Source organism: Pseudomonas protegens (assembly GCF_013407925.2).
Classification (GTDB): domain Bacteria; phylum Pseudomonadota; class Gammaproteobacteria; order Pseudomonadales; family Pseudomonadaceae; genus Aquipseudomonas; species Aquipseudomonas fluorescens_AP.
Map to the genome: position 1 here is coordinate 4,541,801 of NZ_CP060201.1, position 23,736 is coordinate 4,565,536.

The window sequence follows — 23,736 nt, forward strand, 5'->3', positions numbered from 1 at the left end:
AAAATCTTACTCTTAATAAATCACTTTAACTTCGTTGTGCAGCTTATTGAGCTGTTTGAAGTTGATGCTCTGGAATGCCCCTCGAATTCTCGTTACCTCTCCTCTTAGTGTCCTAAATCTCCGTTCTATAAGGCTTTTCCGTCGCCGCGCGCCTTGACGGTGGTGTGGGCGCATTCCTATAGTGTGCGCAAGTGGCGGAAAGTGGCATGAAGTGGGTTTTATGAGCGCAAAACGCTAAAATTTGGAGAAACGCTGACGTGTTTCGCGGAGCCAACGCTATCAGTCTCGATGCAAAAGGCCGTCTCGCCATGCCGAGCCGGTATCGTGACGAGCTCGTTTCGCGAAGTTCTGGGCAGTTAATCGTCACTATCGATGCTGTTGATCCTTGTTTGTGTGTTTACCCTCTCGACGAGTGGGAGCTGATAGAAACCAAACTGCGCGCACTGCCTTCGCTACGCGAAGAGAACCGTCGTTTGCAGCGTTTGCTGATTGGTAATGCCGTCGATCTTGAGCTCGATGGCAGTGGTCGTTTTCTGGTACCGCCGCGCCTGCGTGAATATGCCAAGTTGGATAAACGCGCAATGTTGGTGGGCCAACTGAACAAGTTCCAACTGTGGGACGAGGATGCCTGGAATGCTGTTTCCGCAGCGGACCTGGCGGCTATTCAACAACCGGGCGCCATGCCTGATGAACTGCGTGATTTGATCCTGTGACTATTGATAGCGGCTTTAACCACATCACCGTGCTGCTTGACGAAGCCGTCGAGGCTCTCGCCGTGCGGCCTGATGGCTGCTATCTGGATGGCACCTTTGGTCGTGGCGGGCATAGCCGGCTGATTCTCAGCAAGCTCGGCGCTCAGGGCCGGCTCCTCGGATTCGACAAAGACCCCCAAGCGATTGCCACCGGGCAAGCGCTAGCGGCCGAAGACGGCCGCTTTGTCGTTGTGCAGCGCAGTTTTGCCGAGCTGGGTTCGGAAGTCGCCGAGCGCGGACTGGCCGGAAAAGTCAGTGGCGTACTGCTCGATTTGGGCGTGTCGTCACCTCAACTGGACGATCCTGAGCGTGGCTTCAGTTTTCTCAATGACGGCCCCCTTGACATGCGTATGGACCCGACTCGCGGCATCAGCGCCGCTGAGTTCATCGCCACCGCGCCAGTGGAGGAAATTGCCCGCGTATTCAAGGAGTACGGCGAAGAGCGCTTCTCCGGTCGTATGGCGCGGGCAGTGGTCGAGCGTCGTGAGATCCAGCCTTTCGAACGCACTGCCGACCTGGCTGAAGTGCTCAAGGTCGCCAACCCGGCCTGGGAAAAGGGCAAGAATCCGGCGACCCGCGCTTTCCAGGGCTTGCGCATTCATGTGAACAACGAGCTGGGCGATCTGGAGGCGGGCCTGGAAGCCGCGCTGGACGCCCTGGAAGTCGGTGGCCGTCTGGTGGTCATCAGTTTCCATTCCCTGGAAGATCGCATCGTCAAATTGTTCATGCGTCGTCTGGTAAAAGGCGAGTCTGACAATCTGCCGCGTAACCTGCCGGTACGTTTCGAAGCCTTCGTGCCGAAAATCAAGGTCCATGGCAAAGCGCAGTTCGCCTCCGAGGCCGAACTCAAGGCCAACCCGCGTGCTCGTAGTGCCGTCATGCGTGTTGCGGAGAAGCTTCGGTGAGCAAGCTCTTCGCCAAGCCGCTTCCAGGCGGAAGCTTTTTCATGCTGCTGCTATTCGTAGGGGTGCTGGTGTCCGCGATCGCGGTTTCCTATAGCGCCCACTGGAACCGTTTGCTGCTCAATACGCTGTACGGCGAGCTGAGCGTGCGCGACAAGGCCCAGGCTGAATGGGGCCGGCTGATCCTTGAGCAAAGCACCTGGACCGCGCATAGCCGGATTGAAGTACTGGCCACCGAACAGTTGAAGATGCACATCCCGGGTGCGGCCGAAGTTCGAATGGTGGCGCCATGAAGCTTGAAGGCGCGCTCTATCCCTGGCGTTTTCGCGTGGTGCTGGGCTTGCTGGCGGTCATGGTGTCGGCGATTGGCTGGCGCATCATCGATCTGCAGGTGGTCGATCGTGACTTCCTTAAAGGGCAGGGCGACGCCCGCAGCGTTCGTCATATCCCTATTCCTGCGCACCGTGGCCTGATCACCGATCGCAATGGCGAGCCTCTGGCGGTGAGTACGCCAGTGACTACCCTGTGGGCCAACGCCAAGGAAATGCAGGTGGCCAAGGATCGTTGGCCAGCATTGGCCATGGCCCTCGGTCAGGACCCCAAGGCGCTGGCCGAGCGTCTCGAAGCCCAGGCCAATAAAGAATTCATCTACCTGGTCCGGGGGCTCACTCCGGAGCAGGGACAGGCTGTGCTCGACCTCAAGGTGCCGGGTGTCTATGGCATCGAGGAGTTCCGCCGTTTCTATCCCGCCGGCGAAGTGACTGCGCACATGGTGGGCTTCACCGACATTGACGATCGTGGTCGCGAAGGCGTCGAGCTGGCCTATGACGAATGGCTCGCAGGTGTTCCTGGCAAGCGCCAGGTGATCAAGGACCGGCGCGGCAGATTGATCAAGGACGTCCAGGTCACCAAGAACGCCAAGGCCGGCAAGCCCTTGGCGTTGTCGATTGACCTGCGCCTGCAGTATCTGGCCAACCGTGAGTTGCGCAATGCCATCGTCGAGAACGGTGCCAAGGCCGGCAGCCTGGTGATCATGGACGTGAAGACGGGCGAGATCCTCGCCATGGTCAACCAGCCGACCTATAACCCGAACAACCGTCGCAACCTGCAGCCGGCAATGATGCGCAATCGCGCGATGATCGACGTGTTCGAGCCCGGCTCGACCATGAAGGCGATCTCCATGAGCGCGGCGCTGGAAACCGGGCGCTGGAAGCCCAGCGATACCGTCGAGGTTTATCCGGGCACCCTGCAGTTGGGCAAGTACACCATTCGTGACGTATCCAAGACCGAAGGGCCGGTACTCGACCTGACCGGGATTCTGATCAATTCCAGTAACGTGGGCATGAGCAAGATCGCCTTCGACATTGGCGGCGAGACTATTTTCCGCCTGGCGCAGAAAATCGGTCTGGGTCAGGACACTGGGCTGGGCTTTCCTGGTGAGCGGGTCGGCAACCTGCCCAACTACCGGGAATGGCGCAAGGCCGAGACCGCGACTCTGTCCTATGGCTACGGTATTTCCGTGACGGCGATCCAGTTGGTCCATGCGTTCTCCGCATTGGCCAACAATGGGCGTATTGCTCCCCTGACCCTGATCAAATCCGACAAAGCGCCGCAAACCACCCAGGTGATTCCGGAAAACGTCGCCAAAACCATGCAGGGCATGCTGCAGCAGGTGATCGAGGCGCCGCGTGGTGTGTTCCGTGCCCAGGTCCCGGCTTATCACGTGGCCGGCAAGAGTGGTACTGCGCGCAAGACTTCGGTGGGCACCAAGGGCTACGCCGAGAACTCCTATCGCTCGCTGTTTGCCGGCTTTGGCCCGATGAGCGATCCGCGCTACGCCATCGTGGTGGTGATCGACGAACCGAGCAAGGCCGGCTACTTCGGTGGTCTGGTATCGGCACCGGTGTTCAGCAAAGTGATGTCCGGCACCCTGCGTTTGATGAACATCACTCCGGATAACCTGCCGACCACACAACAGGCCAACGCGGCTCCTGTCACCCCAGTACGAGCCAATGGAGGGCGCGGCTAATGCCTCTTAGCCTGAACAAGATTTTTGCCCACGCTGGTCGCGATCTGCTGATCCGTGAGCTGACCCTGGACAGCCGCAACGTGCGCGCTGGTGATCTGTTTCTGGCCGTGCCCGGCGCCAAGTTCGATGGCCGGGCGCACATTGCCGATGCCTTGCAGCGCGGTGCTGCGGCTGTGGCCTATGAGGCAGAAGGGGCAACCGTTTTGCCGCTGACCGATGTGCCGCTGATTCCGGTCAAGGGCCTGGCAGCGCAGCTGTCGGACATTGCCGGACGTTTTTACGGTGATCCGAGCCGCCAGTTGAACCTGGTGGGCGTGACCGGTACCAACGGCAAGACCAGCGTCACCCAGTTGGTGGCTCAGGCGCTGGACCTGCTGGGCCAGCGTTGCGGCCTGGTGGGCACCTTGGGCACAGGATTCTACGGCGCGCTGGAAAGCGGTTTGCACACCACGCCGAACCCTATCGCCGTGCAGGCAACCCTGGCTGACCTGAAGAATGCCGGTGCCAAAGCCGTGGCGATGGAAGTCTCGTCCCATGGCCTGGATCAAGGACGTGTGGCAGCCCTGGCGTTCGATGTAGCAGTGCTGACCAATCTGTCCCGAGATCATCTGGACTATCACGGAACCATGCAGGCCTATGGCGCAGCCAAGGCCAAGCTGTTCAATTGGACCGACCTGCGTTGCCGGGTGATCAATCTCGACGACGAGTTCGGCCGGCAACTGGCTGCCGACAAGCACGAATCGCGGTTGATTACCTATAGCCTTGAGGATGCCTCTGCTTATCTGTACTGCCGTGAAGCGAACTTTGACGATGACGGCGTGCGCGCAACACTGGTGACTCCACAGGGTGAACACCACCTGCGCAGCTCGCTGCTCGGGCGCTTCAACCTGAGCAATGTGCTGGCCGCGGTCGGCGCTTTGCTGGGCCTGGAGTATGCCCTGGATGAAATCCTCGCCGTGTTGCCCAAGCTGGAAGGCCCCGTCGGACGCATGCAGCGCCTGGGCGGAGGCAACCAACCGTTGGTGGTGGTGGATTACGCCCATACCCCGGATGCCCTGGAAAAAGTACTGCTGGCCCTGCGTCCTCACGCCAAGGGTCGCCTGCTGTGCCTGTTCGGCTGTGGGGGCGACCGCGACCGCGGCAAGCGTCCGTTGATGGCCGAAGTGGTCGAGCGCCTGGCCGACGGCGTGTTGGTCACTGATGACAATCCGCGCAGCGAAGACCCGGCACAGATCTTCGATGACATCCGTGTCGGCTTTAGCGCTGTGGACAAGGTCGACTTTGTCCCCGGTCGCGGCCTGGCCATCGCCCGTCTGATCGCTGACGCTGCCGCAGACGATGTGGTGCTGCTAGCGGGCAAGGGGCATGAGGATTATCAGGAGATCAATGGCCAGCGCCATGATTTCTCCGATCTTGCCGAAGCCGACAAGGCTCTGACCGCATGGGAGGTGGCACATGCTTAAACCCCTGCAGCTCAGTGAAGTCATGGCCCCGCTGGACGCCCGCTTGATCGCGGGCGACGCGCGTTTTAATGGCGTCAGTATTGATAGCCGGGCCATTCAGGCCGGGCAACTGTTCGTGGCCTTGACCGGCCCGCGTTTCGACGGCCACGACTACTTGAATGAAGTTGCCGCCAAGGGCGCGGTAGCCGCGTTGGTCGAGCGTGAAGTTCCCGACAGCACCCTGCCGCAGTTGCTGGTCAAGGACACGCGCCTGGCGCTGGGACAACTGGGTGCTCTGAATCGTGGTGCCTTTACCCGGCCGGTGGCCGCGGTGACCGGTTCCAGCGGCAAGACGACGGTCAAGGAAATGCTGGCCAGCATCCTGCGCACTCGTGGTCCGGTGTTGGCCACCCGAGGCAATCTCAATAATGACCTGGGTGCCCCCCTTACCCTGCTGGAACTGGCTCCCGAGCACAGCGCCGCGGTGATCGAGCTTGGCGCGTCACGTATTGGTGAAATCGCCTACACCGTGGCGATGACTCGTCCCCATGTGGCGATTATCAACAATGCCGGTACTGCTCACGTCGGTGAGTTCGGTGGTCCGGAGAAGATTGTCGAGGCCAAGGGCGAAATTCTCGAGGGACTTGATAGCACCGGGATCGCTGTCCTCAACCTGGATGACAAGGCATTTTCGATCTGGAAGGCTCGCGCTGCCGGGCGACAAGTTCTGAGCTTTGCCCTGAACAATAGCGCTGCGGATTTCCATGCCTCTGATATAGGACGCGATGCCCGAGGCTGCCCGTCCTTCAAATTGCATAGCCCCAAGGGCGTGGAGACGGTGCAATTGAACCTGTTGGGCACCCATAACGTGGCCAACGCCCTGGCCGCCGCTGCGGCCGCCCATGCCATGGGTGTGTCGTTGTTCGGCATTGCCACTGGCTTGAATGCAGTGCAACCGGTCAAGGGCCGTACCGTCGCCCAGCTGGCCAAGAATGGCATGCGGGTGATCGATGACACTTACAACGCGAACCCCACCTCAATGTGTGCCGCCGTTGATATACTCGCCGGCTTTTCCGGCCGCACCGTCCTGGTGCTCGGAGACATCGGCGAGTTGGGCGAGTGGGCGGAGCAGGGGCACCGCGAAGTAGGTGCATATGCCGCTGGCAAGGTTTCGGCCCTCTACGCCGTAGGCCCGATGATGGCGCATGCCGTCGCCGCCTTTGGCGAGCATGCGCGTCACTTCGCCAGCCAGGCTGACCTGATTGCCGCCCTGAACGTCGAGCAAGACCCCAATACCACCATTTTGATCAAGGGATCGCGCAGCGCGGTGATGGAAAACATCGTCGCGGCTTTGTGCGGTTCCAGTACGGAGAAACATTGATGCTGCTGCTGCTAGCGGAGTACCTGCAACAGTTCTACAAAGGCTTCGCGGTCTTTCAGTACCTGACCCTGCGCGGGATTCTCGGGGTACTGACTGCGCTGTCTTTGGCGCTGTGCCTGGGTCCGTGGATGATCCGTACTCTGCAAAACCGGCAGATTGGCCAGGCCGTGCGTAACGACGGCCCACAGTCCCACCTGTCCAAATCGGGTACACCGACCATGGGTGGCGCGCTGATCCTTTCCGCGATCGGCATCAGCACCCTGCTCTGGGCCGACCTGCGCAACCACTATGTGTGGGTGGTGCTGGTGGTGACCCTGGCGTTTGGCGCCATCGGCTGGGTGGATGACTACCGCAAGGTGATCGAGAAGAACTCCCGTGGCCTGCCTAGTCGCTGGAAGTATTTCTGGCAATCGGTGTTCGGTCTTGGTGCTGCGATCTTCCTTTATATGACCGCCCAGAGCCCGGTGGAAACCACCCTGCTGATCCCGATGCTCAAGGATGTGAGCATTCCTTTGGGTGTCGGTTTCGTGGTCCTGACCTACTTCGTCATCGTCGGTTCGAGTAACGCCGTCAACCTGACCGACGGCCTCGACGGCCTGGCGATCATGCCGACCGTGATGGTCGGTGGCGCGCTGGGGATCTTCTGCTACCTGTCGGGTAACGTGAAGTTCGCCGAATACCTGCTGATTCCCTATGTGCCGGGTGCGGGGGAACTGATTGTCTTCTGCGGCGCGCTGATCGGTGCCGGCCTGGGCTTCCTGTGGTTCAACACCTATCCGGCACAAGTCTTCATGGGCGACGTCGGCGCACTGGCGCTGGGCGCGGCCCTGGGCACCATTGCGGTGATCGTCCGTCAGGAAATCGTCCTGTTCATCATGGGCGGCGTGTTCGTGATGGAGACCCTGTCGGTGGTGATCCAGGTTGCCTCCTTCAAATTGACCGGTCGCCGGGTATTTCGCATGGCACCGATCCACCACCACTTTGAACTCAAGGGCTGGCCCGAGCCTCGCGTGATCGTCCGTTTCTGGATCATCACCGTGATCCTCGTGTTGATCGGCCTTGCCACCCTGAAGCTGAGGTAGAACGAGTGTCTCTGATCGCTTCTGACCACTTCCGCATCGTTGTCGGCCTCGGCAAGAGCGGCATGTCCCTGGTTCGCTTTCTGGCGCGCCGGGGCGTTGCTTTTGCGGTGGCCGATACGCGGGAAAATCCACCTGAGCTGGCCACGTTGCGTCGTGACTATCCCCAGGTGGAAGTGCGTTGTGGCGAGCTGGATGTCGATTTCCTGTGCCGCGCCGACGAGCTCTACGTGAGCCCCGGTCTGGCCCTGGCGACTCCGGCCCTGCAGGCCGCGGCTGCCCGTGGCGTGAAATTGTCCGGCGACATCGAGCTGTTCGCGCGTAACGCGAAGGCGCCGATCGTGGCCATCAGCGGCTCCAACGCGAAAAGCACCGTGACCACTCTGGTGGGCGAGATGGCTGCTGCGGCAGGCAAACGTGTTGCTGTGGGCGGCAACCTGGGTACTCCGGCCCTGGACCTGCTCAGCGACGACGTCGAGCTGTACGTGATGGAGCTGTCCAGCTTCCAGCTGGAAACCACCGATCAGCTGGGCGCCGAAGTGGCCACTGTGCTGAACATCAGCGAAGACCATATGGACCGCTACAGCGGCCTGCCGGCCTATCACCTGGCCAAGCACCGGATCTTCCGGGGCGCGCGGCAAGTGGTGGTCAATCGTCAGGACGCCCTGACCCGACCGCTGCTGAGCGAGAACCTGCCGTGCTGGAGCTTCGGCCTGGGCAAGCCGGACTTCAAGGGCTTCGGCCTGCGGGAAGAGAATGGCGAGAAGTACCTGGCCTTCGAATTCCAGAATCTGCTGCCGGTGCGCGAACTGAAGATCCGCGGTGCCCACAACCAGTCCAACGCCCTCGCGGCCTTGGCCCTGGGGCATGCGGTTGGCTTGCCGTTCGACGCCATGCTGTCGGCCCTGCGCGCTTTCGCCGGCCTTGAACACCGTTGCCAGTGGGTACGGGATGTGGACGGCGTGGGTTATTACAACGACTCCAAGGCCACCAACGTGGGTGCCGCATTGGCCGCCATCGAAGGCCTGGGCGCCGACATCGACGGCAAGATCGTGCTGATTGCCGGCGGGGACGGCAAGGGCGCCGAGTTCAAGGACCTGCGTGATCCGGTGGCGGCCAACTGCCGCGCCGTGATCCTGATGGGCCGCGACTCCGACAAGATCGGCGCCGCTATCGGTGATGCCGTGCCGCTGATTCGCGCCAGTTCGCTGGTCGAGGCGGTAGCGCAATGCCGCGCCGCTGCACAGCCTGGCGACGTGGTGCTGTTGTCGCCCGCCTGCGCCAGTTTCGACATGTTCAAGAATTACGAAGACCGTGGTCAGCAGTTCGTCCGTGTCGTGGAGGAGCTGGCATGAACCTGAGAAACATCATCAAGCCCTATCCGTCTCCGTTGATTACCGGGCGTGGCATCGACCTCGACTTTCCGATGCTCGCCGGCTGCCTGACCCTGCTGGGGCTGGGGCTGGTGATGATTGCCTCGGCCTCCACCGAAGTGGCGGCGGCGCAGTCGGGCAGTGCCCTGTACTACATGATTCGCCACCTGATCTACATCGTGCTGGGGCTGGGTGCCTGCATCGTCACCATGATGATTCCAATCGCTACCTGGCAGCGCCTGGGCTGGATGATGCTGATCGGCGCGTTCGGCCTGCTGGTGATGGTGATCATCCCGGGGATCGGTCGCGAAGTGAACGGTTCGATGCGCTGGATCGGCTTCAGCTTCTTCAACGTCCAGCCTTCGGAAATCGCCAAGGTCTTTGTGGTGATCTACCTCGCCGGCTACCTGGTGCGACGGCAGAAGGAAGTGCGTGAAAGCTGGATGGGCTTCTTCAAGCCGTTCATCGTGCTGTTGCCGATGGCCGGGCTGTTGCTGATGGAGCCGGACTTCGGCGCCACTGTGGTCATGATGGGAGCCGCTGCGGCCATGCTGTTCCTGGGCGGTGTCGGACTGTTCCGTTTTTCCCTGATGGTGGTCCTGGCTGTGGCGGCGGTGGTCCTGCTGATTCAGATGCAACCCTATCGGATGGCGCGTCTGACCAACTTTGCCGACCCTTGGGCCGACCAGTTCGGTGCCGGTTATCAATTGTCCCAGGCGCTGATCGCTTTTGGTCGCGGTGAGTGGCTGGGTGTCGGCCTGGGCAACAGTGTGCAGAAACAGTTCTACCTGCCGGAAGCCCACACCGACTTCGTGTTCTCGGTCCTGGCCGAAGAGCTGGGCGCCGTGGGTTCCCTGTGCACGGTGGCGCTGTTCGTATTCGTCTGTATTCGCGGTATGTACATCGGTCTGTGGGCCGAGAAGGCCAAGCAGTTTTTTGCCGCTTACGTGGCCTATGGCCTGTCGTTCCTGTGGATCGGCCAGTTCCTGATCAATATCGGCGTGAACGTCGGCCTGTTGCCGACCAAGGGTCTGACCCTGCCGTTTCTCAGTTATGGCGGCAGTTCGTTGGTGATCTGCTGCGCCTGTCTCGGCTTGTTGCTGCGCATCGAGTGGGAGAGCAGGACTCACCTGGGCAGCGAAGAGATGGAGTTCAGTGAAAGTGACTTTGCCGAGGAGCCGCTCCATGGGCGCTAACGTGCTGATCATGGCCGGCGGCACCGGTGGCCACGTGTTCCCGGCGCTGGCTTGTGCCCGCGAGTTCCAGGCCCGTGGCTACAGCGTGCACTGGCTGGGCACCCCGCGGGGAATCGAGAACGAGCTGGTTCCGGCTGCGGGCCTGCCGCTGCACCTGATCAACGTCACCGGCTTGCGGGGCAAGGGCAAGCTGTCCCTGCTCAAGGCGCCGTTCGTCCTGATCAAGGCGGTGCTTCAGGCGCGGCGGATCATTCGCCAGCTCAATCCGGTCTGCGTGTTGGGTTTTGGTGGTTATGTGACCGGCCCTGGCGGAGTTGCCGCCAAGTTGTCCGGAGTGCCGGTCATCGTTCACGAACAGAACGCGGTTGCCGGTACCGCCAATCGGCTGCTGGTGCCGTTGGCCGCGCGAGTCTGCGAAGCTTTCCCGGACACCTTCGGGGCCTCCGGCAGCCGCCGCACCACGGGCAATCCGGTACGCACCGAACTGTTCCTCGAAACACCGCGCGAGGCCCTGGCCGGACGCAAGGCGCGTTTGCTGATCCTCGGCGGAAGCCTGGGGGCAGAGCCGTTGAACAAGTTATTGCCGGAAGCCCTGGCACAGGTCGCCCCCGAGCTGCGCCCGGAGGTGTTCCACCAGGCCGGTAAAAACCACGATGAAGTCACTGCAGAGCGCTATCGCGCCGCCGGCGTCGACGCGCAAGTGCAGCCCTTTATCAAAGACATGGCCCAAGCCTATGGCTGGGCCGACCTGGTGGTCTGTCGCGCAGGCGCGCTGACCGTCAGCGAACTGGCCGCCGCCGGTCTGCCCTCGATGCTGGTGCCGCTGCCCCATGCGATCGACGATCACCAGACCCGCAACGCCGAATATTTGGCTCGTGAAGGCGCCGCTTTCCTGATGCCGCAAAGAACGACTGGTGCAGCGGACCTTGCCGCTCGCCTGACAGAGGTTTTGATGCAACCAGAACGACTCGACAACATGGCCCAGGCCGCACGCCGCCTGGCCAAACCCGATGCCACCCTGGATGTGGTGAATATCTGCCTGGAGGTGGCCCATGGTTGAGAACCAGAAAGCCATGCCGCAGCCGGAAATGCGTCGCATCCGCCGTATCCACTTCGTCGGCATCGGTGGCGTGGGCATGTGCGGGATCGCCGAAGTGCTGCTCAACCTGGGTTACCAAGTCTCGGGTTCCGATCTCAAGGCGTCGCCGGTCACCGAGCGCCTGGAATCCTTTGGCGCACAGATTTTTATCGGCCACCGCGCCGAGAACGCCGCCAACGCCGATGTGCTGGTGGTTTCCAGCGCCGTGAACACCTCCAACCCGGAAGTCGCCACCGCTCTGGAACGGCGTATTCCGGTGGTGCCGCGGGCGGAGATGCTCGCTGAGCTGATGCGCTACCGTCACGGCGTTGCCGTGGCCGGCACCCACGGCAAGACCACCACCACCAGCTTGCTGGCTTCGGTGTTCGCCGCCGGCGGTCTGGACCCGACCTTCGTCATCGGTGGCCGGCTCAATGCCGCAGGCACCAATGCACAGCTGGGCACCAGTCGTTACCTGATTGCCGAAGCCGACGAAAGCGATGCCAGCTTCCTGCATCTGCAGCCGCTGGTGGCCGTGGTCACCAATATCGACGCCGACCATATGGCGACCTACGACGGCGACTTCAACAAACTGAAGAAGACCTTCGTCGACTTCCTGCACAACCTGCCGTTCTACGGTTTGGCGGTGATGTGCCTGGACGATCCGGTGGTGCGCGATATCCTGCCGCTGGTGAAGCGTCCGACCGTGACCTACGGCTTCAGCGAAGAAGCCGACGTGCGGGCCATCAATGTACGCCAGCAAGGCATGCAGACCTTCTTCACCGTGCTGCGTCGTGACCGCGAGCCGCTGGACGTGTCGGTAAACATGCCGGGCAACCACAACGTGCTGAACTCCCTGGCGACCATCTGTATCGCCACCGACGAAGGCATCAGCGACGAAGCCATTGTCCAGGGCCTGTCAGGCTTCCAGGGTGTGGGCCGGCGCTTCCAGGTCTACGGCGAGCTGCCGGTGGAAGGCGGCAACGTCATGCTGGTGGACGACTACGGTCACCACCCGACCGAGGTTGCCGCGGTGATCAAGGCCGTGCGTGGTGGTTGGCCGGAGCGCCGTCTGGTGATGGTCTACCAGCCACATCGCTTCAGCCGTACCCGCGATCTGTACGACGATTTCGTGCAGGTGCTGGCCGATGCCAACGTCTTGCTGTTGATGGAGGTCTACCCGGCCGGTGAAGAACCGATCCCCGGCGCGGACAGTCGCCAGCTGTGCCACAGCATCCGTCAGCGTGGCCAGTTGGACCCGATCTATATCGAACGTGGTGTGGACCTGGCGCCCATCGTCAAGCCACTGCTGCGTGCCGGTGACATTCTGCTGTGCCAAGGCGCCGGTGATATCGGCGGTCTGGCGCCAAAACTGCTCAACAGCCCGCTGTTCGCCGGGGCTGTGGCCGCTGGCAAGGGAGTGTCGAAATGACGGCTGCCTACACCAAGTTGTTCTCCACCGTGAAACCGAGCGATTTCGGCCGCGTTGCCGTGCTGTATGGCGGCAAGAGTGCCGAGCGCGAGGTTTCGCTGAAATCCGGCAAGGCTGTGCTTGAAGCCTTGCAGAGCGCAGGCGTGAACGCTTTCGGTATCGACGTCGGTGATGACCTGCTGCAGCGTCTCCTGAGCGAGAAGATCGATCGTGCCTTCATCATCCTTCACGGCCGTGGCGGTGAAGACGGCAGCATGCAAGGTCTGCTGGAGTGCCTGGGCATTCCTTATACCGGCAGTGGCATCCTGGCTTCGGCCCTGGCCATGGACAAGCTGCGCACCAAGCAGGTCTGGCACAGCCTGGGTATTCCGACGCCACGCCATGCGGTGCTGAGTTCGGAAGCCGACTGTATTTCCGCAGTGGCGGAACTGGGCCTGCCTTTGATCGTCAAACCGGCTCATGAAGGCTCCAGTATCGGTATGGCTAAGGTGACTTCCGCGCCCGAGTTGATCGACGCATGGAAGGCGGCCAGTACCTACGATTCGCAAGTGTTGGTCGAGCAATGGATCCAGGGTCCGGAGTTCACCATCGCAACCCTGCGTGGCCAGGTGCTGCCACCGATCGCCCTGGGCACTCCCCACACGTTTTACGACTACGACGCCAAGTACCTGGCTTCCGATACCCAGTACCGGATTCCGTGCGGCCTCGATAGCACCAAGGAACAGGAACTGATGGACCTCACGGCGAAAGCCTGTGAGGCACTCGGTATTGCCGGTTGGGCGCGTGCCGATGTGATGCAGGATGCCCAGGGGCAGTTCTGGTTCCTGGAAGTGAACACCGCTCCCGGGATGACCGACCACAGTCTGGTGCCGATGGCCGCCCGTGCGGCCGGTCTGGATTTCCAGCAGTTGGTCCTGGCCATCCTGGCGGCCAGTCTTGAGGCGAGAGGTTAAGTCCATGCAAGGCGCGTCGCTTCGTCATCAGCAACCCGCACCCGGCCGCAAGCCGGTGCCGCGGGGTGCCAGCCGGATGGTGGCCAAAGAGCCGATGTCGGTGCGCCTGCCGAAAGCCAACTTTGGCTTTCTGAAAAGCCTGTTCTGGCCGGTGCTGCTGGTGGCGCTGGGGTTTGGCACCTATGAAGGTGCCCAGCGTTTGCTGCCATACGCCGACCGGCCGATCACCAAGATCGCGGTGCAGGGGGACTTGAGCTACATCAGCCAGCAGGCGGTGCAGCAGCGGATCGCGCCCTATGTCGCGGCGAGCTTCTTCACCATCGACCTGGCGAGCATGCGCACCGAGCTGGAACAGATGCCCTGGATCGCCCACGCCGAAGTACGTCGGGTGTGGCCGGACCAGGTTGTGATTCGCCTGGAAGAGCAACTGCCGGTAGCCCGTTGGGGCGACGAGGCACTGTTGAACAACCAGGGCCAGGCCTTCACTCCACGTGAGCTGGCGAACTACGAACACTTGCCGCAGTTGTTCGGGCCGCAGCGGGCCCAGCAGCAAGTGATGCAGCAGTATCAGGTGTTGAGCCAGATGCTGCGGCCGCTGGGCTTTTCGATCGCCCGTCTGGAGCTGCGCGAGCGTGGCAGTTGGTTCCTGACCACCGGCGCCGGCAGTGCCGGTCCCGGTATCGAGTTGCTCCTGGGTCGCGATCATCTGGTGGAGAAGATGCGCCGCTTCATTGCCATTTATGAAAAAACGCTGAAAGAACAGATCACGAACATCGCGCGCATCGATCTGCGCTACGCCAACGGCCTGGCCGTGGGCTGGCGCGATCCGGCGGCACCCACGACGGCGCAACCTGCCGTCGCGAAGAATTAAGAAGAGGCAGGACCATGGCAAATGTGCAAAGCGGCAAAATGATCGTCGGCCTGGATATCGGCACCTCCAAGGTGGTGGCGCTGGTGGGCGAAGTCGCGGCCGATGGCTCGCTGGAAATCGTCGGCATCGGCACCCATCCTTCCCGCGGACTGAAGAAGGGCGTGGTGGTGAATATCGAGTCCACCGTGCAGTCGATCCAGCGCGCGGTGGAAGAGGCGCAACTGATGGCGGGCTGCCGTATCCACTCGGCGTTCGTCGGCGTGGCGGGCAATCACATCCGTAGCCTGAACTCCCACGGCATCGTGGCGATCCGCGACCGTGAAGTCAGCTCGGCGGACCTGGAGCGGGTACTGGATGCGGCCCAGGCCGTGGCGATCCCGGCTGACCAGCGGGTCCTGCACACCCTGCCGCAGGATTACGTGATCGATAACCAGGAAGGCGTGCGTGAGCCCCTGGGCATGTCCGGCGTGCGTCTGGAAGCCAAGGTGCACGTGGTGACCTGCGCGGTGAATGCCGCGCAGAACATCGAGAAGTGCGTGCGTCGCTGCGGCCTGGAAATCGACGACATCATCCTTGAGCAACTGGCCTCGGCCTACTCGGTACTCACCGACGACGAGAAAGAGCTGGGCGTGTGCCTGGTGGACATCGGCGGCGGCACCACCGACATGGCGATCTTCACCGAAGGCGCGATCCGTCACACCGCGGTGATCCCGATTGCCGGCGACCAGGTGACCAACGACATCGCCATGGCCTTGCGTACGCCAACTCAGTACGCCGAAGAGATCAAGATCCGTTACGCCTGCGCCCTGGCCAAGCTGGCCGGTGCCGGCGAAACCATCAAGGTGCCAAGCGTTGGCGACCGCCCACCACGCGAGCTTTCGCGCCAGGCCTTGGCCGAGGTGGTCGAACCGCGTTACGACGAACTGTTCACCCTGATCCAGGCCGAGCTGCGTCGCAGCGGCTACGAAGACCTGATCCCGGCGGGCATCGTGCTCACCGGTGGCACGTCGAAGATGGAAGGCGCGGTGGAACTGGCCGAGGAAATTTTCCACATGCCGGTTCGCCTGGGCGTGCCCCACAGTGTCAAGGGCCTGTCCGACGTGGTGCGTAACCCGATCTATTCCACCGGTGTCGGCTTGCTGCTGTACGGGCTGCAAAAGCAGTCCGACGGCATCTCGTTCTCCGGCATCGGCAGCCGCGACAGCTACAGCAGCGACGAACCCAAGGCTGCTTTGCTGGACCGCATCAAGAGCTGGGTCCAGGGCAACTTCTAAAGATTTACCGCAACACCGTTTCAAAGCAGTAGGCAGTAGGCGAAAAACTAGAGAAATGAAAGGAGAGGGAAAATGTTCGAACTCGTAGACAACATCCCGCAGAGTCCGGTAATCAAGGTTATCGGTGTTGGCGGTGGCGGCGGCAACGCGGTCAATCACATGGTCAAGAGCAACATCGAAGGCGTCGAGTTCATCTGCGCCAACACTGATGCTCAAGCACTGAAAAACATCGGCGCGCGGACCATCCTGCAACTGGGCACCGGCGTGACCAAGGGCCTGGGTGCTGGCGCCAATCCGGAAGTCGGCCGTCAAGCCGCTCTGGAAGACCGCGAGCGTATCGCCGAAGTACTGGCGGGCACCAACATGGTGTTCATCACCACCGGCATGGGCGGCGGTACCGGTACCGGTGCGGCGCCGATCATCGCTGAAGTGGCCAAGGAAATGGGCATCCTCACCGTTGCGGTGGTGACCCGTCCGTTCCCGTTCGAAGGCCGCAAGCGCATGCAGATCGCCGATGAGGGCATCCGCGCGCTGAGCGAAAGTGTCGACTCGTTGATCACCATCCCCAACGAGAAGCTGCTGACCATCCTCGGCAAGGACGCCAGCCTGCTGTCGGCTTTCGCCAAGGCTGACGACGTGTTGGCCGGTGCCGTTCGCGGTATCTCCGACATCATCAAGCGTCCGGGCATGATCAACGTCGACTTTGCCGACGTACGCACCGTGATGAGCGAAATGGGCATGGCGATGATGGGCACTGGCTGCGCCAGCGGTCCGAACCGTGCACGTGAAGCCACTGAAGCGGCGATCCGCAACCCGCTGCTGGAAGACGTGAACCTGGAAGGTGCACGCGGCATCCTGGTGAATATCACCGCCGGTCCTGACCTGTCCCTGGGTGAGTACTCCGACGTGGGTAGCATCATCGAAGCCTTCGCTTCCGAGCACGCCATGGTCAAGGTCGGTACCGTTATCGATCCGGACATGCGTGACGAGCTGCATGTAACCGTAGTGGCCACCGGCCTGGGCGCGAAAATCGAGAAGCCGGTAAAGGTCATCGACAACACCGTTCAGACTTCCATGTCCGCACAGTCGCAAGCGCCAGCCCCTGCTCGTCAGGAACTGCCGTCGGTGAACTACCGCGACCTGGACCGTCCGACCGTCATGCGCAATCAGGCGCAGTCGAACGCGGCGACCGCGGCGAAGCTGAATCCGCAAGATGATCTGGATTACCTGGACATCCCGGCATTCCTGCGTCGCCAGGCCGATTGATGGAATGTATCAGGGGTATTAGGGTGATTGGTGTTCAGCAAAGGCATGGTCTGCTATTATCGCCAGCCTTTGTTGATACCAGTTCGCAATTTGCGCTGAAGCGGCCCAAGCCATGATTAAACAACGCACCCTGAAGAATATTATCCGTGCCACAGGTGTAGGCCTGCATTCCGGGGAGAAGGTATACCTGACCCTCAAGCCTGCGCCTGTCGACACCGGCATTGTGTTTTGTCGTGCCGACCTGGACCCTGTGGTGCAGATTCCTGCTCGCGCGGAAAATGTTGGCGAAACCACGATGTCGACCACTCTGGTCAACGGTGACGTCAAAGTGGACACGGTGGAGCACTTGCTCTCGGCCATGGCTGGCCTGGGCATCGATAACGCCTACGTCGAGCTCTCCGCGTCCGAAGTCCCGATCATGGATGGCAGTGCCGGACCCTTCGTATTCCTGATTCAATCTGCTGGCCTCGAAGAACAGGACGCAGCTAAAAAGTTCATCCGCATCCTTCGTGAAGTGACCGTGGAAGACGGCGACAAGCGCGCCACTTTCGTGCCTTTCGATGGTTTTAAAGTGAGCTTCGAGATCGATTTCGATCACCCGGTTTTCCGTGACCGCACCCAGAGTGCAAGCGTGGACTTCTCCAGCACTTCGTTTGTAAAAGAAGTCAGCCGCGCCCGTACCTTTGGTTTCATGAGTGACATCGAGTACCTGCGCAAGCACAACCTCGCACTCGGCGGCAGCGTGGAAAACGCCATTGTGGTCGATTCGGATGGCGTGCTGAACGAAGACGGTCTTCGCTACGAAGACGAATTCGTCAAGCACAAGATTCTGGATGCAATTGGTGACCTCTACCTGCTGGGCAATAGCCTGATAGGCGAGTTCAAAGGCTTCAAGTCGGGCCACGCACTGAACAACCAGCTACTGCGCAAGTTGATTGAGCAGAAAGATGCCTGGGAAGTCGTGACCTTCGAAGACGCCAGTACTGCACCGATCTCTTACATGCGTCCGGTCGCGGCCGTGTAAGTACTCTCTCTTTCCTTTTGTTTTTGAAGGCCATCCCCCCGGATGGCCTTTTTTTATGCCCCAGGTTTCAGGCGCTGCGCGGGTAGCCGCTGTAGGACATGTTGGAAACCACCCGATTGCGACCGCTGTACTTGGCCTGATACAGGGCCTTGTCGGCGTCGCTTACCCATTGTTCCAGAGCGACATCGGGTTGGCCCGACCAGGTGTTGATGCCGATGCTCACGGTCAGGGACGTGGCCTGTGCGCTGATGGCCGGCAAGGCGGCGATGCTGGCGCGGATCTTCTCCGCCAGGACGGCGGCGCCGGCACTGTCGGTCCCTGGCAGGATGACCGCAAACTCCTCGCCGCCATAGCGCGCTGTCAGGTCCGACGGCCGCCCGGCGCAAGCGTCGATGCACTGCGCCACCGCACGCAGGGCCTGATCCCCCAGCGGATGGCCGAAGCGGTCGTTGAAGGATTTGAAGTGATCGACATCGATCATCAATAGCGACAACGGCAGATGGGTGCGTCGGGCCCGTGCCCATTCGTTGCTCAGCACCTGGTCCAGAGTACGGCGATTGGCCAGGCCGGTGAGGGCATCGACAGCGGCCAGTCGTGCCAGCTCCAGCTCGGCGTTCTGCCGGCGCCGCAGTTCGCGACACAGTTGCCAGGTCAGCCAGAACAGAGCGATGCACAGTACCCCGGTGGCGCCGCTGATCAGCAGCGCAGTGCGTTGCCAGGCCGCGAAGACCTCGTCGATGGACAGCGCGACAATCACGATCAGCGGCAGATCGCCCACCTGGGAGAAGGTGTACAGCCGGTGCATCTGATCAACGCTGGAGACGCCGCTGAAGCTGCCATTGCCTTCGCGCAGGATGCGTACGAAGTTGGGGCGATTGCTGAAGTTTTTGCCAATCAGATCGTCCGCCAGAGGTGGTTGTTGGGCCAGCAGAACCCCGTCGCGACTCACCAGGTTGATCGAGCCGTTGCGCCCGATATCCAGATTCTTGAACAGCTCGTTGAAGTAGCTCAGGCGCATGGCCGCTTCGGCAACCCCGATGAACTGGCCCTGTTCATCGCTGAGGCGACGGCTGAAGCTGATCCGCCAGTCGTGATCGGCGTTACGGGCGCGGAATGGCGGGCTGATCATCATTCCCGGGTCCGGGTTGTCGATATGCGCGCGAAAATACTCGCGATCGGCGAAGTTGCCTTGGCGTGGCACTACCGATGCCGAGTCGGCCAGCACGTCGCCCTGCTTGTCCAGCAGCAGGATGTCGCCCTTGTAGGGCGCGGCGGTGGCCCGGTCGAACAATGCCAGGTGACGAATGGGCGCCGAAACCTGCTGCAGGTCGTTGCGTTGCGTGGCACTGATCAGGCCCTTGAGGGACAGGTCGTAGAGTTCGACGTTGCGCAAGACATCGGCATCGATCAATTGCACGATGTTGTTCGCGGCACGGGTCGCTGCCTGCTCGGCGGCCGCGCGTTCGCGGATCAACAGGTAAGTGACGATGCTGAGAATGGCCACGACGATCAGCGAGCTGGCCAGGACCACCAGGCGTTCCGTGTTTGACGCGATTTTCCCTGTGCGAGGGGGCGCACTGCTCACGTTCATGATTTTGATTTCTGCTACGTCGTCGACAGGTGTCAGGCTAGTGTGGACGTGGGCTACAGAAGTCGGTCACGCCGTCGCGCCTGTATAAATCCCGAATGCAAAAAAGGCCAGCAAAACATGCCGGCCTTTTTGCCTGACGCGCCTTAGAAGACGTTGATCGGGTAGTCGACGATCACGCGGTATTCATCGGTGTCGTTATCCAGCGCGCCGTAACCGTTGCCGCCACGGTTGGTCGCCCATTGCAGGCGCACGGCGAGGTCCTTGGCGGTGCCGCCCTGGACCACGTACTTGAGGTCCAGGTCGCGTTCCCAGTGCTTGGCGTTCTTGCCGTCGGCGCTGTACCAGGAGGCGTAGCCACGGCTGTCCGGATCGACCTTGGTCAGGTCCAGTTCGCCGCGGGAATAGGACAGCGACGAGGTCAGGCCCGGCAGGCCGAGGCCGGCGAAATCATAGGCGTACTTGAGCTTCCACGAGCGCTCGTTGGGGCCGTTGAAGTCCGAGTATTGCTGGGAGTTGTCCAGGTAGATGCTGTCGCCTTGAGCGATGTAGTCGAACGGTGTGTTGCCGTTGACCCGCTGGTAGGCCGCAGTGACGCTGTGACTGCCCACGCCGACGGTGAAGTGCAGGCTGTAGGTGTTGTTGTCGATGTTGCCCAGCAGGGCCTGACCGGTGTCCTGGGTGTGATAGAAGTGCAGGCCAGGGTTGAGGCTGACCAGATCATTGACCGCGTAGGTGTAGTCCAGGTCGTAGTAGTACTGGTTCCAGACGTCCTTGAGTTCGGAGGCGTAGAGGCTGCTGGTCAGCCCCGGAACGCCGCTCCAGGCCACCCCGGCCCAGTTCAGGTGCCGGCTCTCGTCGCCATCGCGCAGACTCCCGTAGGAACTGCCGATGCGCTGGCGACCGCTCTGGTTGTAGGGTTTGGTGAAGCTGGCCTGGCCGCCCTCGAACATCCAGCCGTCGAAGCTGCGGTTGGTCAGGCTGACGCCACGGAACGTCTGCGGCAGCATGCGGCTCATGCCCCCGGCGATCACCGGGTTGTTGAGGAACAGGTCGCCGGCCTTGAGCTCGGTGTCGAAGGCTCGCATCTTCAAGGTGGCCCCAGCGCTGGAGAAGGCTCCGGGCGCTTTTCCGTTGCCATCGCTGATGGGCAGGATGCTCGAACTGTCGGTGCCGCCACCGCCATCGAGCTTGAGGCCGAGCATGGCATTGGCATCCAGGCCGAAACCCACGGTGCCCTGGGTGTAGCCGGACTCGAAGACTCCGAGGAAGCCCTGGCCCCACTCGATGTTGTCATCCGCCTGCTGCTGCCGGTTGCGATTCATGTAGTAGTTGCGGGCGTTGAGCTTGAGGCTGGAGCCTGCGACGAAGCCCTGTTTGTCGCTCTCTTCGGCAGCCTGGCCCAAGGTGGGAATAGTTGCAGCGATTGCAATGAAGAGTGGGCTGATTCTCAGCGTGATCCTGAACAACGTGTAGCTCCTTTGGTGGGTGAACTTGGTTTTTTATTGTGAATTCGCGAGTTGCTTGCTCTGGGCCCGACGCCTGGGGCGCGGGTTCTTGCATGGCAAAAAAAAGCCGCTGAAGTCAGCGGCTTTAAGACAACTTACTCCGGGGTTGAAAGCAGAGAAGTTGTCGAGGGAAACGAGTCGGTATCGCGGATCAGCTGTCTTTCCGAGCGTCGCTCTTGCTTTGCTCGGCCGTGACTTTCTGGGCTTGCTGATTGTTTTGCTGCTGGGTGGCCTGGGCGATCTGTGCTTGTTCGAAGGCGGCGGCGCGTGCGGCATTTCTGGCCACGAATCCCTGGGATTCCTCGGCCATGGCCATCGGTGCCACGAACAGGGAAGACAAAACAAAGGCGCTGGCGATACCCATACTGTTGGACATTTCTGAAGACCTTCTTGCAGAGCAAGTTCAATTCGGTGCGACAAAAATATATCCAGTGGGTGCCAGGAAAAAGAGCCGAACAGGATAAGGACTGTTACCAAAAAAACAACAGTCGGCGCGAACTTGTGGGCACTGGCTGGCCTGCGCCTACAGAATCCGAGCGTCCGAGAATCCGCGAGTCAGAGAGGCAGGTAAAGCCCAAAGGTATTGACGCCGCGGTCGCTGCTGACGAAAACGTCGCCACCGTGCATCAGGGCGATGGCCTTGACGATGGCCAGCCCCAGGCCATGGTTGGCGCCGCTGTTGCTGCGCGAGGCGTCGACCCGGTAGAAGCGTTCGAACAGCCTGGGCAGGTGTTCACTGGCAATGCTCTGCCCCGGATTGCTCACGGCGATCGTCGCCTGATGGTCCTGCACCTCGATCCGCACCCGGATCACTTCTCCCGCCGCCGTGTGCTGCACGGCATTGCTCAACAGGTTGATCAGGGCCCGGCGCAGGTGGGCAATCTCGATCTGCACCTGGGCATCGCCCTGGACCTCGACCCGGACCTGGGCGTCTTCGAGGATGAAATCCAGGTAGTCCAGGGTGGTGGCCACTTCCGCCGCCAGGGAGGTGCTGGTGAGCTTGGTGGCCTTGCTGCCCTGGTCGGCACTGGCCAGGAACAGCATGTCGTTGACGATCGAGCGCAAGCGTTCCAGTTCTTCCAGGTTGGATTGCAGCACCTCGAAGTAATGCTCCGCCGAGCGGCCCCGGGTCAGGGCTACCTGGGTCTGGCCGATCAGGTTGGTCAGCGGCGAGCGCAGTTCATGGGCCACGTCGGCGTTGAACGATTCCAGGCGCGAGTAGGCATGCTCGACCCGTTCCAGGGTGGAGTTGAAGGAATTGACGAACTGGCTCAGCTCCGGCGGCAGGGGCGAGAGCTGCAGGCGCCCGGACAGCCGTGGCGGTGCCAGGCGCTGGGCCTCCTGGGACAGCTTGATCAGCGGCTTGAGGCCGATCCGCGCCACCCAGTAACCCAGGGCCGAGGCCAGCACGACGCCGACAATGGCCAGGCCGATCAGCGCCATCAGCAACTGGTGCTGGGTCTGGTGAAAGGTGTCGGTCTCGATGGCGATCAGAAAGCGCAGGGCCGGGCGTTGTTCCTTGGCCGGCAACTGGCTGACCAGCACCTTCAACGGATAGGGGTGGTCGCTCAGGTTCAGGTCGCGCATGCCCAGCGGTCCTGCGGCGAAAGCGCGGATCTGCGGGTCCGGGTTGCCGTACTCATAACCGGGGTCGCCGCTCACCGCCCAGAAGCGGATGCGTTTGTCTTCCTCGCTGAGCAGCTTGAGCTTGGCGTTGATCTTGGCCCAGTGTTCCGGATTGCCGTAGCGGTTCAGGGCCGACTCCAGCACGCTGTAGCGCGCATCCAGCTCGGCTTCCGGCAGCAGCCCCAGGCCCTTGTCCACCTGTTGATAAAGGGCGCCGCCAATCAGCAGGAAGATCAGCAGGGCCACCAGGGTGAACAGCCCGCTCAGGCGCAGGGCGATGGAGTTACTCGCCACTGCGGTTCTCCAGCACATAGCCCATACCGCGGATGGTGTGCAGCAGCTTGTGCTCGAACGGCCCGTCGAGCTTGGCCCGCAGGCGCTTGATCGCCACTTCGACGACATTTGCGTCGCTGTCGAAATTGATGTCCCAGACCATCTCGGCAATCGAGGTCTTGGACAGGATTTCGCCCTGGCGCCGGGCCAGTACGCTGAGCAGGGAAAACTCCTTGGCGGTCAGGTCCAGACGGGTGCCGGCGCGACTGGCCTTGCGGCTGATGAGGTCGATCCACAGGTCGGCGATGCTGATCTGTACCGGCTCGTGACCACCGCTGCGGCGGGTCAGGGCCTGCAGGCGGGCCACCAGCTCAAGGAAGGAGAAAGGCTTGCCCAGGTAGTCGTCGGCGCCATCGCGCAGGCCGCGAATCCGGTCCTCGACGCGTTCGCGGGCGGTGAGCATGATCACCGGGGTCTGCTTGCGCGCACGCAGGGCGCGCAATAAGCCAAAGCCGTCCAGGCCGGGGAGCATGACATCCAGCACGATCACCGCGTAGTCGCTTTCCAGCGCCAGGTGCAGCCCCTCGATGCCATCCCGGGCCAGGTCGACGGTGTAGCCCTGTTCGGTCAATCCGCGATGCAGATAGTCCGCGGTTTTTTCTTCGTCTTCGATAATCAGAACGCGCATG

The 23,736-nt window shown here is 61.6% G+C and carries 21 protein-coding genes; 16 read left to right on the forward strand and 5 right to left on the reverse strand.

The window, feature by feature from the left end:
* Positions 1-257: 257 nt before the first annotated feature.
* The 16 genes from mraZ (at position 258) to lpxC (ending at position 18,052) form a co-directional block, all read left to right on the forward strand.
* Entirely contained in the window at positions 258-713 is a 456-nt protein-coding gene (mraZ, locus tag GGI48_RS21120) for a division/cell wall cluster transcriptional repressor MraZ (RefSeq protein WP_011063319.1), read from the forward strand.
* A complete protein-coding gene (rsmH, locus tag GGI48_RS21125; RefSeq protein ID WP_016966656.1) occupies positions 710-1,657 on the forward strand; it encodes a 16S rRNA (cytosine(1402)-N(4))-methyltransferase RsmH in 948 nt (315 codons plus the stop codon). The genes mraZ and rsmH overlap by 4 nt, the downstream gene beginning before the upstream one ends.
* Positions 1,654-1,947 (forward strand): cell division protein FtsL, encoded by a 294-nt coding sequence (ftsL, locus tag GGI48_RS21130; protein ID WP_016966657.1) that lies wholly within the window; start codon positions 1,654-1,656, stop codon positions 1,945-1,947. Before rsmH ends, ftsL begins: the two co-directional genes overlap by 4 nt.
* Positions 1,944-3,683, forward strand: a complete 1,740-nt coding sequence (locus tag GGI48_RS21135; RefSeq protein ID WP_016966658.1) for a peptidoglycan D,D-transpeptidase FtsI family protein — start codon at positions 1,944-1,946, stop codon at positions 3,681-3,683. Before ftsL ends, GGI48_RS21135 begins: the two co-directional genes overlap by 4 nt.
* Positions 3,683-5,146 carry a UDP-N-acetylmuramoyl-L-alanyl-D-glutamate--2,6-diaminopimelate ligase gene (locus GGI48_RS21140; RefSeq protein ID WP_179599905.1) on the forward strand — a complete coding sequence of 488 codons (1,464 nt, stop codon included), beginning with the start codon at positions 3,683-3,685 and terminating at the stop codon, positions 5,144-5,146. Before GGI48_RS21135 ends, GGI48_RS21140 begins: the two co-directional genes overlap by 1 nt.
* Positions 5,139-6,506, forward strand: a complete 1,368-nt coding sequence (murF, locus tag GGI48_RS21145) for a UDP-N-acetylmuramoyl-tripeptide--D-alanyl-D-alanine ligase (RefSeq protein WP_016966660.1) — start codon at positions 5,139-5,141, stop codon at positions 6,504-6,506. The genes GGI48_RS21140 and murF overlap by 8 nt, the downstream gene beginning before the upstream one ends.
* A complete protein-coding gene (mraY, locus tag GGI48_RS21150) occupies positions 6,506-7,588 on the forward strand; it encodes a phospho-N-acetylmuramoyl-pentapeptide-transferase (protein WP_016966661.1) in 1,083 nt (360 codons plus the stop codon). Before murF ends, mraY begins: the two co-directional genes overlap by 1 nt.
* Before the next feature lie 5 nt (positions 7,589-7,593).
* The gene (gene murD, locus GGI48_RS21155) at positions 7,594-8,940 is read left to right on the forward strand and encodes a UDP-N-acetylmuramoyl-L-alanine--D-glutamate ligase (protein ID WP_016966662.1); all 1,347 of its coding nucleotides are present in this window, start codon (positions 7,594-7,596) and stop codon (positions 8,938-8,940) included.
* Positions 8,937-10,154, forward strand: coding sequence for a putative lipid II flippase FtsW (ftsW, locus tag GGI48_RS21160; protein WP_016966663.1), 1,218 nt, complete (start codon positions 8,937-8,939; stop codon positions 10,152-10,154). The genes murD and ftsW overlap by 4 nt, the downstream gene beginning before the upstream one ends.
* Positions 10,144-11,214, forward strand: coding sequence for an undecaprenyldiphospho-muramoylpentapeptide beta-N-acetylglucosaminyltransferase (murG, locus tag GGI48_RS21165; RefSeq protein ID WP_179599907.1), 1,071 nt, complete (start codon positions 10,144-10,146; stop codon positions 11,212-11,214). Before ftsW ends, murG begins: the two co-directional genes overlap by 11 nt.
* The gene (gene murC / locus GGI48_RS21170; protein ID WP_179599909.1) at positions 11,207-12,664 is read left to right on the forward strand and encodes a UDP-N-acetylmuramate--L-alanine ligase; all 1,458 of its coding nucleotides are present in this window, start codon (positions 11,207-11,209) and stop codon (positions 12,662-12,664) included. Before murG ends, murC begins: the two co-directional genes overlap by 8 nt.
* Entirely contained in the window at positions 12,661-13,617 is a 957-nt protein-coding gene (locus tag GGI48_RS21175; RefSeq protein WP_047306011.1) for a D-alanine--D-alanine ligase, read from the forward strand. Before murC ends, GGI48_RS21175 begins: the two co-directional genes overlap by 4 nt.
* A 4-nt stretch (positions 13,618-13,621) precedes the next feature.
* Positions 13,622-14,488, forward strand: coding sequence for a cell division protein FtsQ/DivIB (locus GGI48_RS21180; RefSeq protein ID WP_016966667.1), 867 nt, complete (start codon positions 13,622-13,624; stop codon positions 14,486-14,488).
* Positions 14,489-14,502: 14 nt separating this feature from the next.
* Positions 14,503-15,762 carry a cell division protein FtsA gene (gene ftsA, locus GGI48_RS21185; protein ID WP_011063306.1) on the forward strand — a complete coding sequence of 420 codons (1,260 nt, stop codon included), beginning with the start codon at positions 14,503-14,505 and terminating at the stop codon, positions 15,760-15,762.
* A gap of 72 nt (positions 15,763-15,834) precedes the next feature.
* On the forward strand, positions 15,835-17,028 hold the full coding sequence (gene ftsZ, locus GGI48_RS21190; RefSeq protein ID WP_011063305.1) for a cell division protein FtsZ: 1,194 nt from the start codon (positions 15,835-15,837) through the stop codon (positions 17,026-17,028).
* A gap of 112 nt (positions 17,029-17,140) precedes the next feature.
* On the forward strand, positions 17,141-18,052 hold the full coding sequence (gene lpxC, locus GGI48_RS21195; protein WP_011063304.1) for a UDP-3-O-acyl-N-acetylglucosamine deacetylase: 912 nt from the start codon (positions 17,141-17,143) through the stop codon (positions 18,050-18,052).
* 67 nt (positions 18,053-18,119) lie between these two features.
* Here lpxC and GGI48_RS21200 read toward each other — a convergent pair whose 3' ends face one another.
* The 5 genes from GGI48_RS21200 to GGI48_RS21220 form a co-directional block, all read right to left on the reverse strand.
* Entirely contained in the window at positions 18,120-19,643 is a 1,524-nt protein-coding gene (locus GGI48_RS21200) for a diguanylate cyclase (RefSeq protein WP_179599911.1), read from the reverse strand.
* 143 nt (positions 19,644-19,786) lie between these two features.
* Entirely contained in the window at positions 19,787-21,109 is a 1,323-nt protein-coding gene (locus GGI48_RS21205) for an OprD family porin (RefSeq protein ID WP_179599913.1), read from the reverse strand.
* 190 nt (positions 21,110-21,299) lie between these two features.
* Positions 21,300-21,524 (reverse strand): hypothetical protein, encoded by a 225-nt coding sequence (locus GGI48_RS21210; RefSeq protein ID WP_047306008.1) that lies wholly within the window; start codon positions 21,522-21,524, stop codon positions 21,300-21,302.
* 179 nt (positions 21,525-21,703) lie between these two features.
* Positions 21,704-23,068: a heavy metal sensor histidine kinase gene (locus tag GGI48_RS21215; RefSeq protein WP_016963264.1), complete on the reverse strand. Its 1,365-nt coding sequence runs from the start codon at positions 23,066-23,068 to the stop codon at positions 21,704-21,706.
* Entirely contained in the window at positions 23,058-23,735 is a 678-nt protein-coding gene (locus tag GGI48_RS21220) for a heavy metal response regulator transcription factor (protein ID WP_179599915.1), read from the reverse strand. Before GGI48_RS21220 ends, GGI48_RS21215 begins: the two co-directional genes overlap by 11 nt.
* Between the last annotated feature and the right edge of the window lies 1 nt (position 23,736).

What these genes read in the sequence shown, in the direction of transcription:
- GGI48_RS21135 (WP_016966658.1), top strand. Translation starts at nt 1,944, where the DNA reads ATGAAGCTTGAAGGCGCGCTCTATCCCTGGCGTTTTCGCGTGGTGCTG.
- GGI48_RS21140 (WP_179599905.1), top strand. Translation starts at nt 3,683, where the DNA reads ATGCCTCTTAGCCTGAACAAGATTTTTGCCCACGCTGGTCGCGATCTG.
- murF (WP_016966660.1), top strand. Translation starts at nt 5,139, where the DNA reads ATGCTTAAACCCCTGCAGCTCAGTGAAGTCATGGCCCCGCTGGACGCC.
- mraY (WP_016966661.1), top strand. Translation starts at nt 6,506, where the DNA reads ATGCTGCTGCTGCTAGCGGAGTACCTGCAACAGTTCTACAAAGGCTTC.
- ftsW (WP_016966663.1), top strand. Translation starts at nt 8,937, where the DNA reads ATGAACCTGAGAAACATCATCAAGCCCTATCCGTCTCCGTTGATTACC.
- murG (WP_179599907.1), top strand. Translation starts at nt 10,144, where the DNA reads ATGGGCGCTAACGTGCTGATCATGGCCGGCGGCACCGGTGGCCACGTG.
- murC (WP_179599909.1), top strand. Translation starts at nt 11,207, where the DNA reads ATGGTTGAGAACCAGAAAGCCATGCCGCAGCCGGAAATGCGTCGCATC.
- GGI48_RS21175 (WP_047306011.1), top strand. Translation starts at nt 12,661, where the DNA reads ATGACGGCTGCCTACACCAAGTTGTTCTCCACCGTGAAACCGAGCGAT.
- GGI48_RS21180 (WP_016966667.1), top strand. Translation starts at nt 13,622, where the DNA reads ATGCAAGGCGCGTCGCTTCGTCATCAGCAACCCGCACCCGGCCGCAAG.
- ftsA (WP_011063306.1), top strand. Translation starts at nt 14,503, where the DNA reads ATGGCAAATGTGCAAAGCGGCAAAATGATCGTCGGCCTGGATATCGGC.
- ftsZ (WP_011063305.1), top strand. Translation starts at nt 15,835, where the DNA reads ATGTTCGAACTCGTAGACAACATCCCGCAGAGTCCGGTAATCAAGGTT.
- lpxC (WP_011063304.1), top strand. Translation starts at nt 17,141, where the DNA reads ATGATTAAACAACGCACCCTGAAGAATATTATCCGTGCCACAGGTGTA.
- GGI48_RS21200 (WP_179599911.1), bottom strand. Translation starts at nt 19,643, where the DNA reads ATGAACGTGAGCAGTGCGCCCCCTCGCACAGGGAAAATCGCGTCAAAC.
- GGI48_RS21210 (WP_047306008.1), bottom strand. Translation starts at nt 21,524, where the DNA reads ATGTCCAACAGTATGGGTATCGCCAGCGCCTTTGTTTTGTCTTCCCTG.
- GGI48_RS21220 (WP_179599915.1), bottom strand. Translation starts at nt 23,735, where the DNA reads ATGCGCGTTCTGATTATCGAAGACGAAGAAAAAACCGCGGACTATCTG.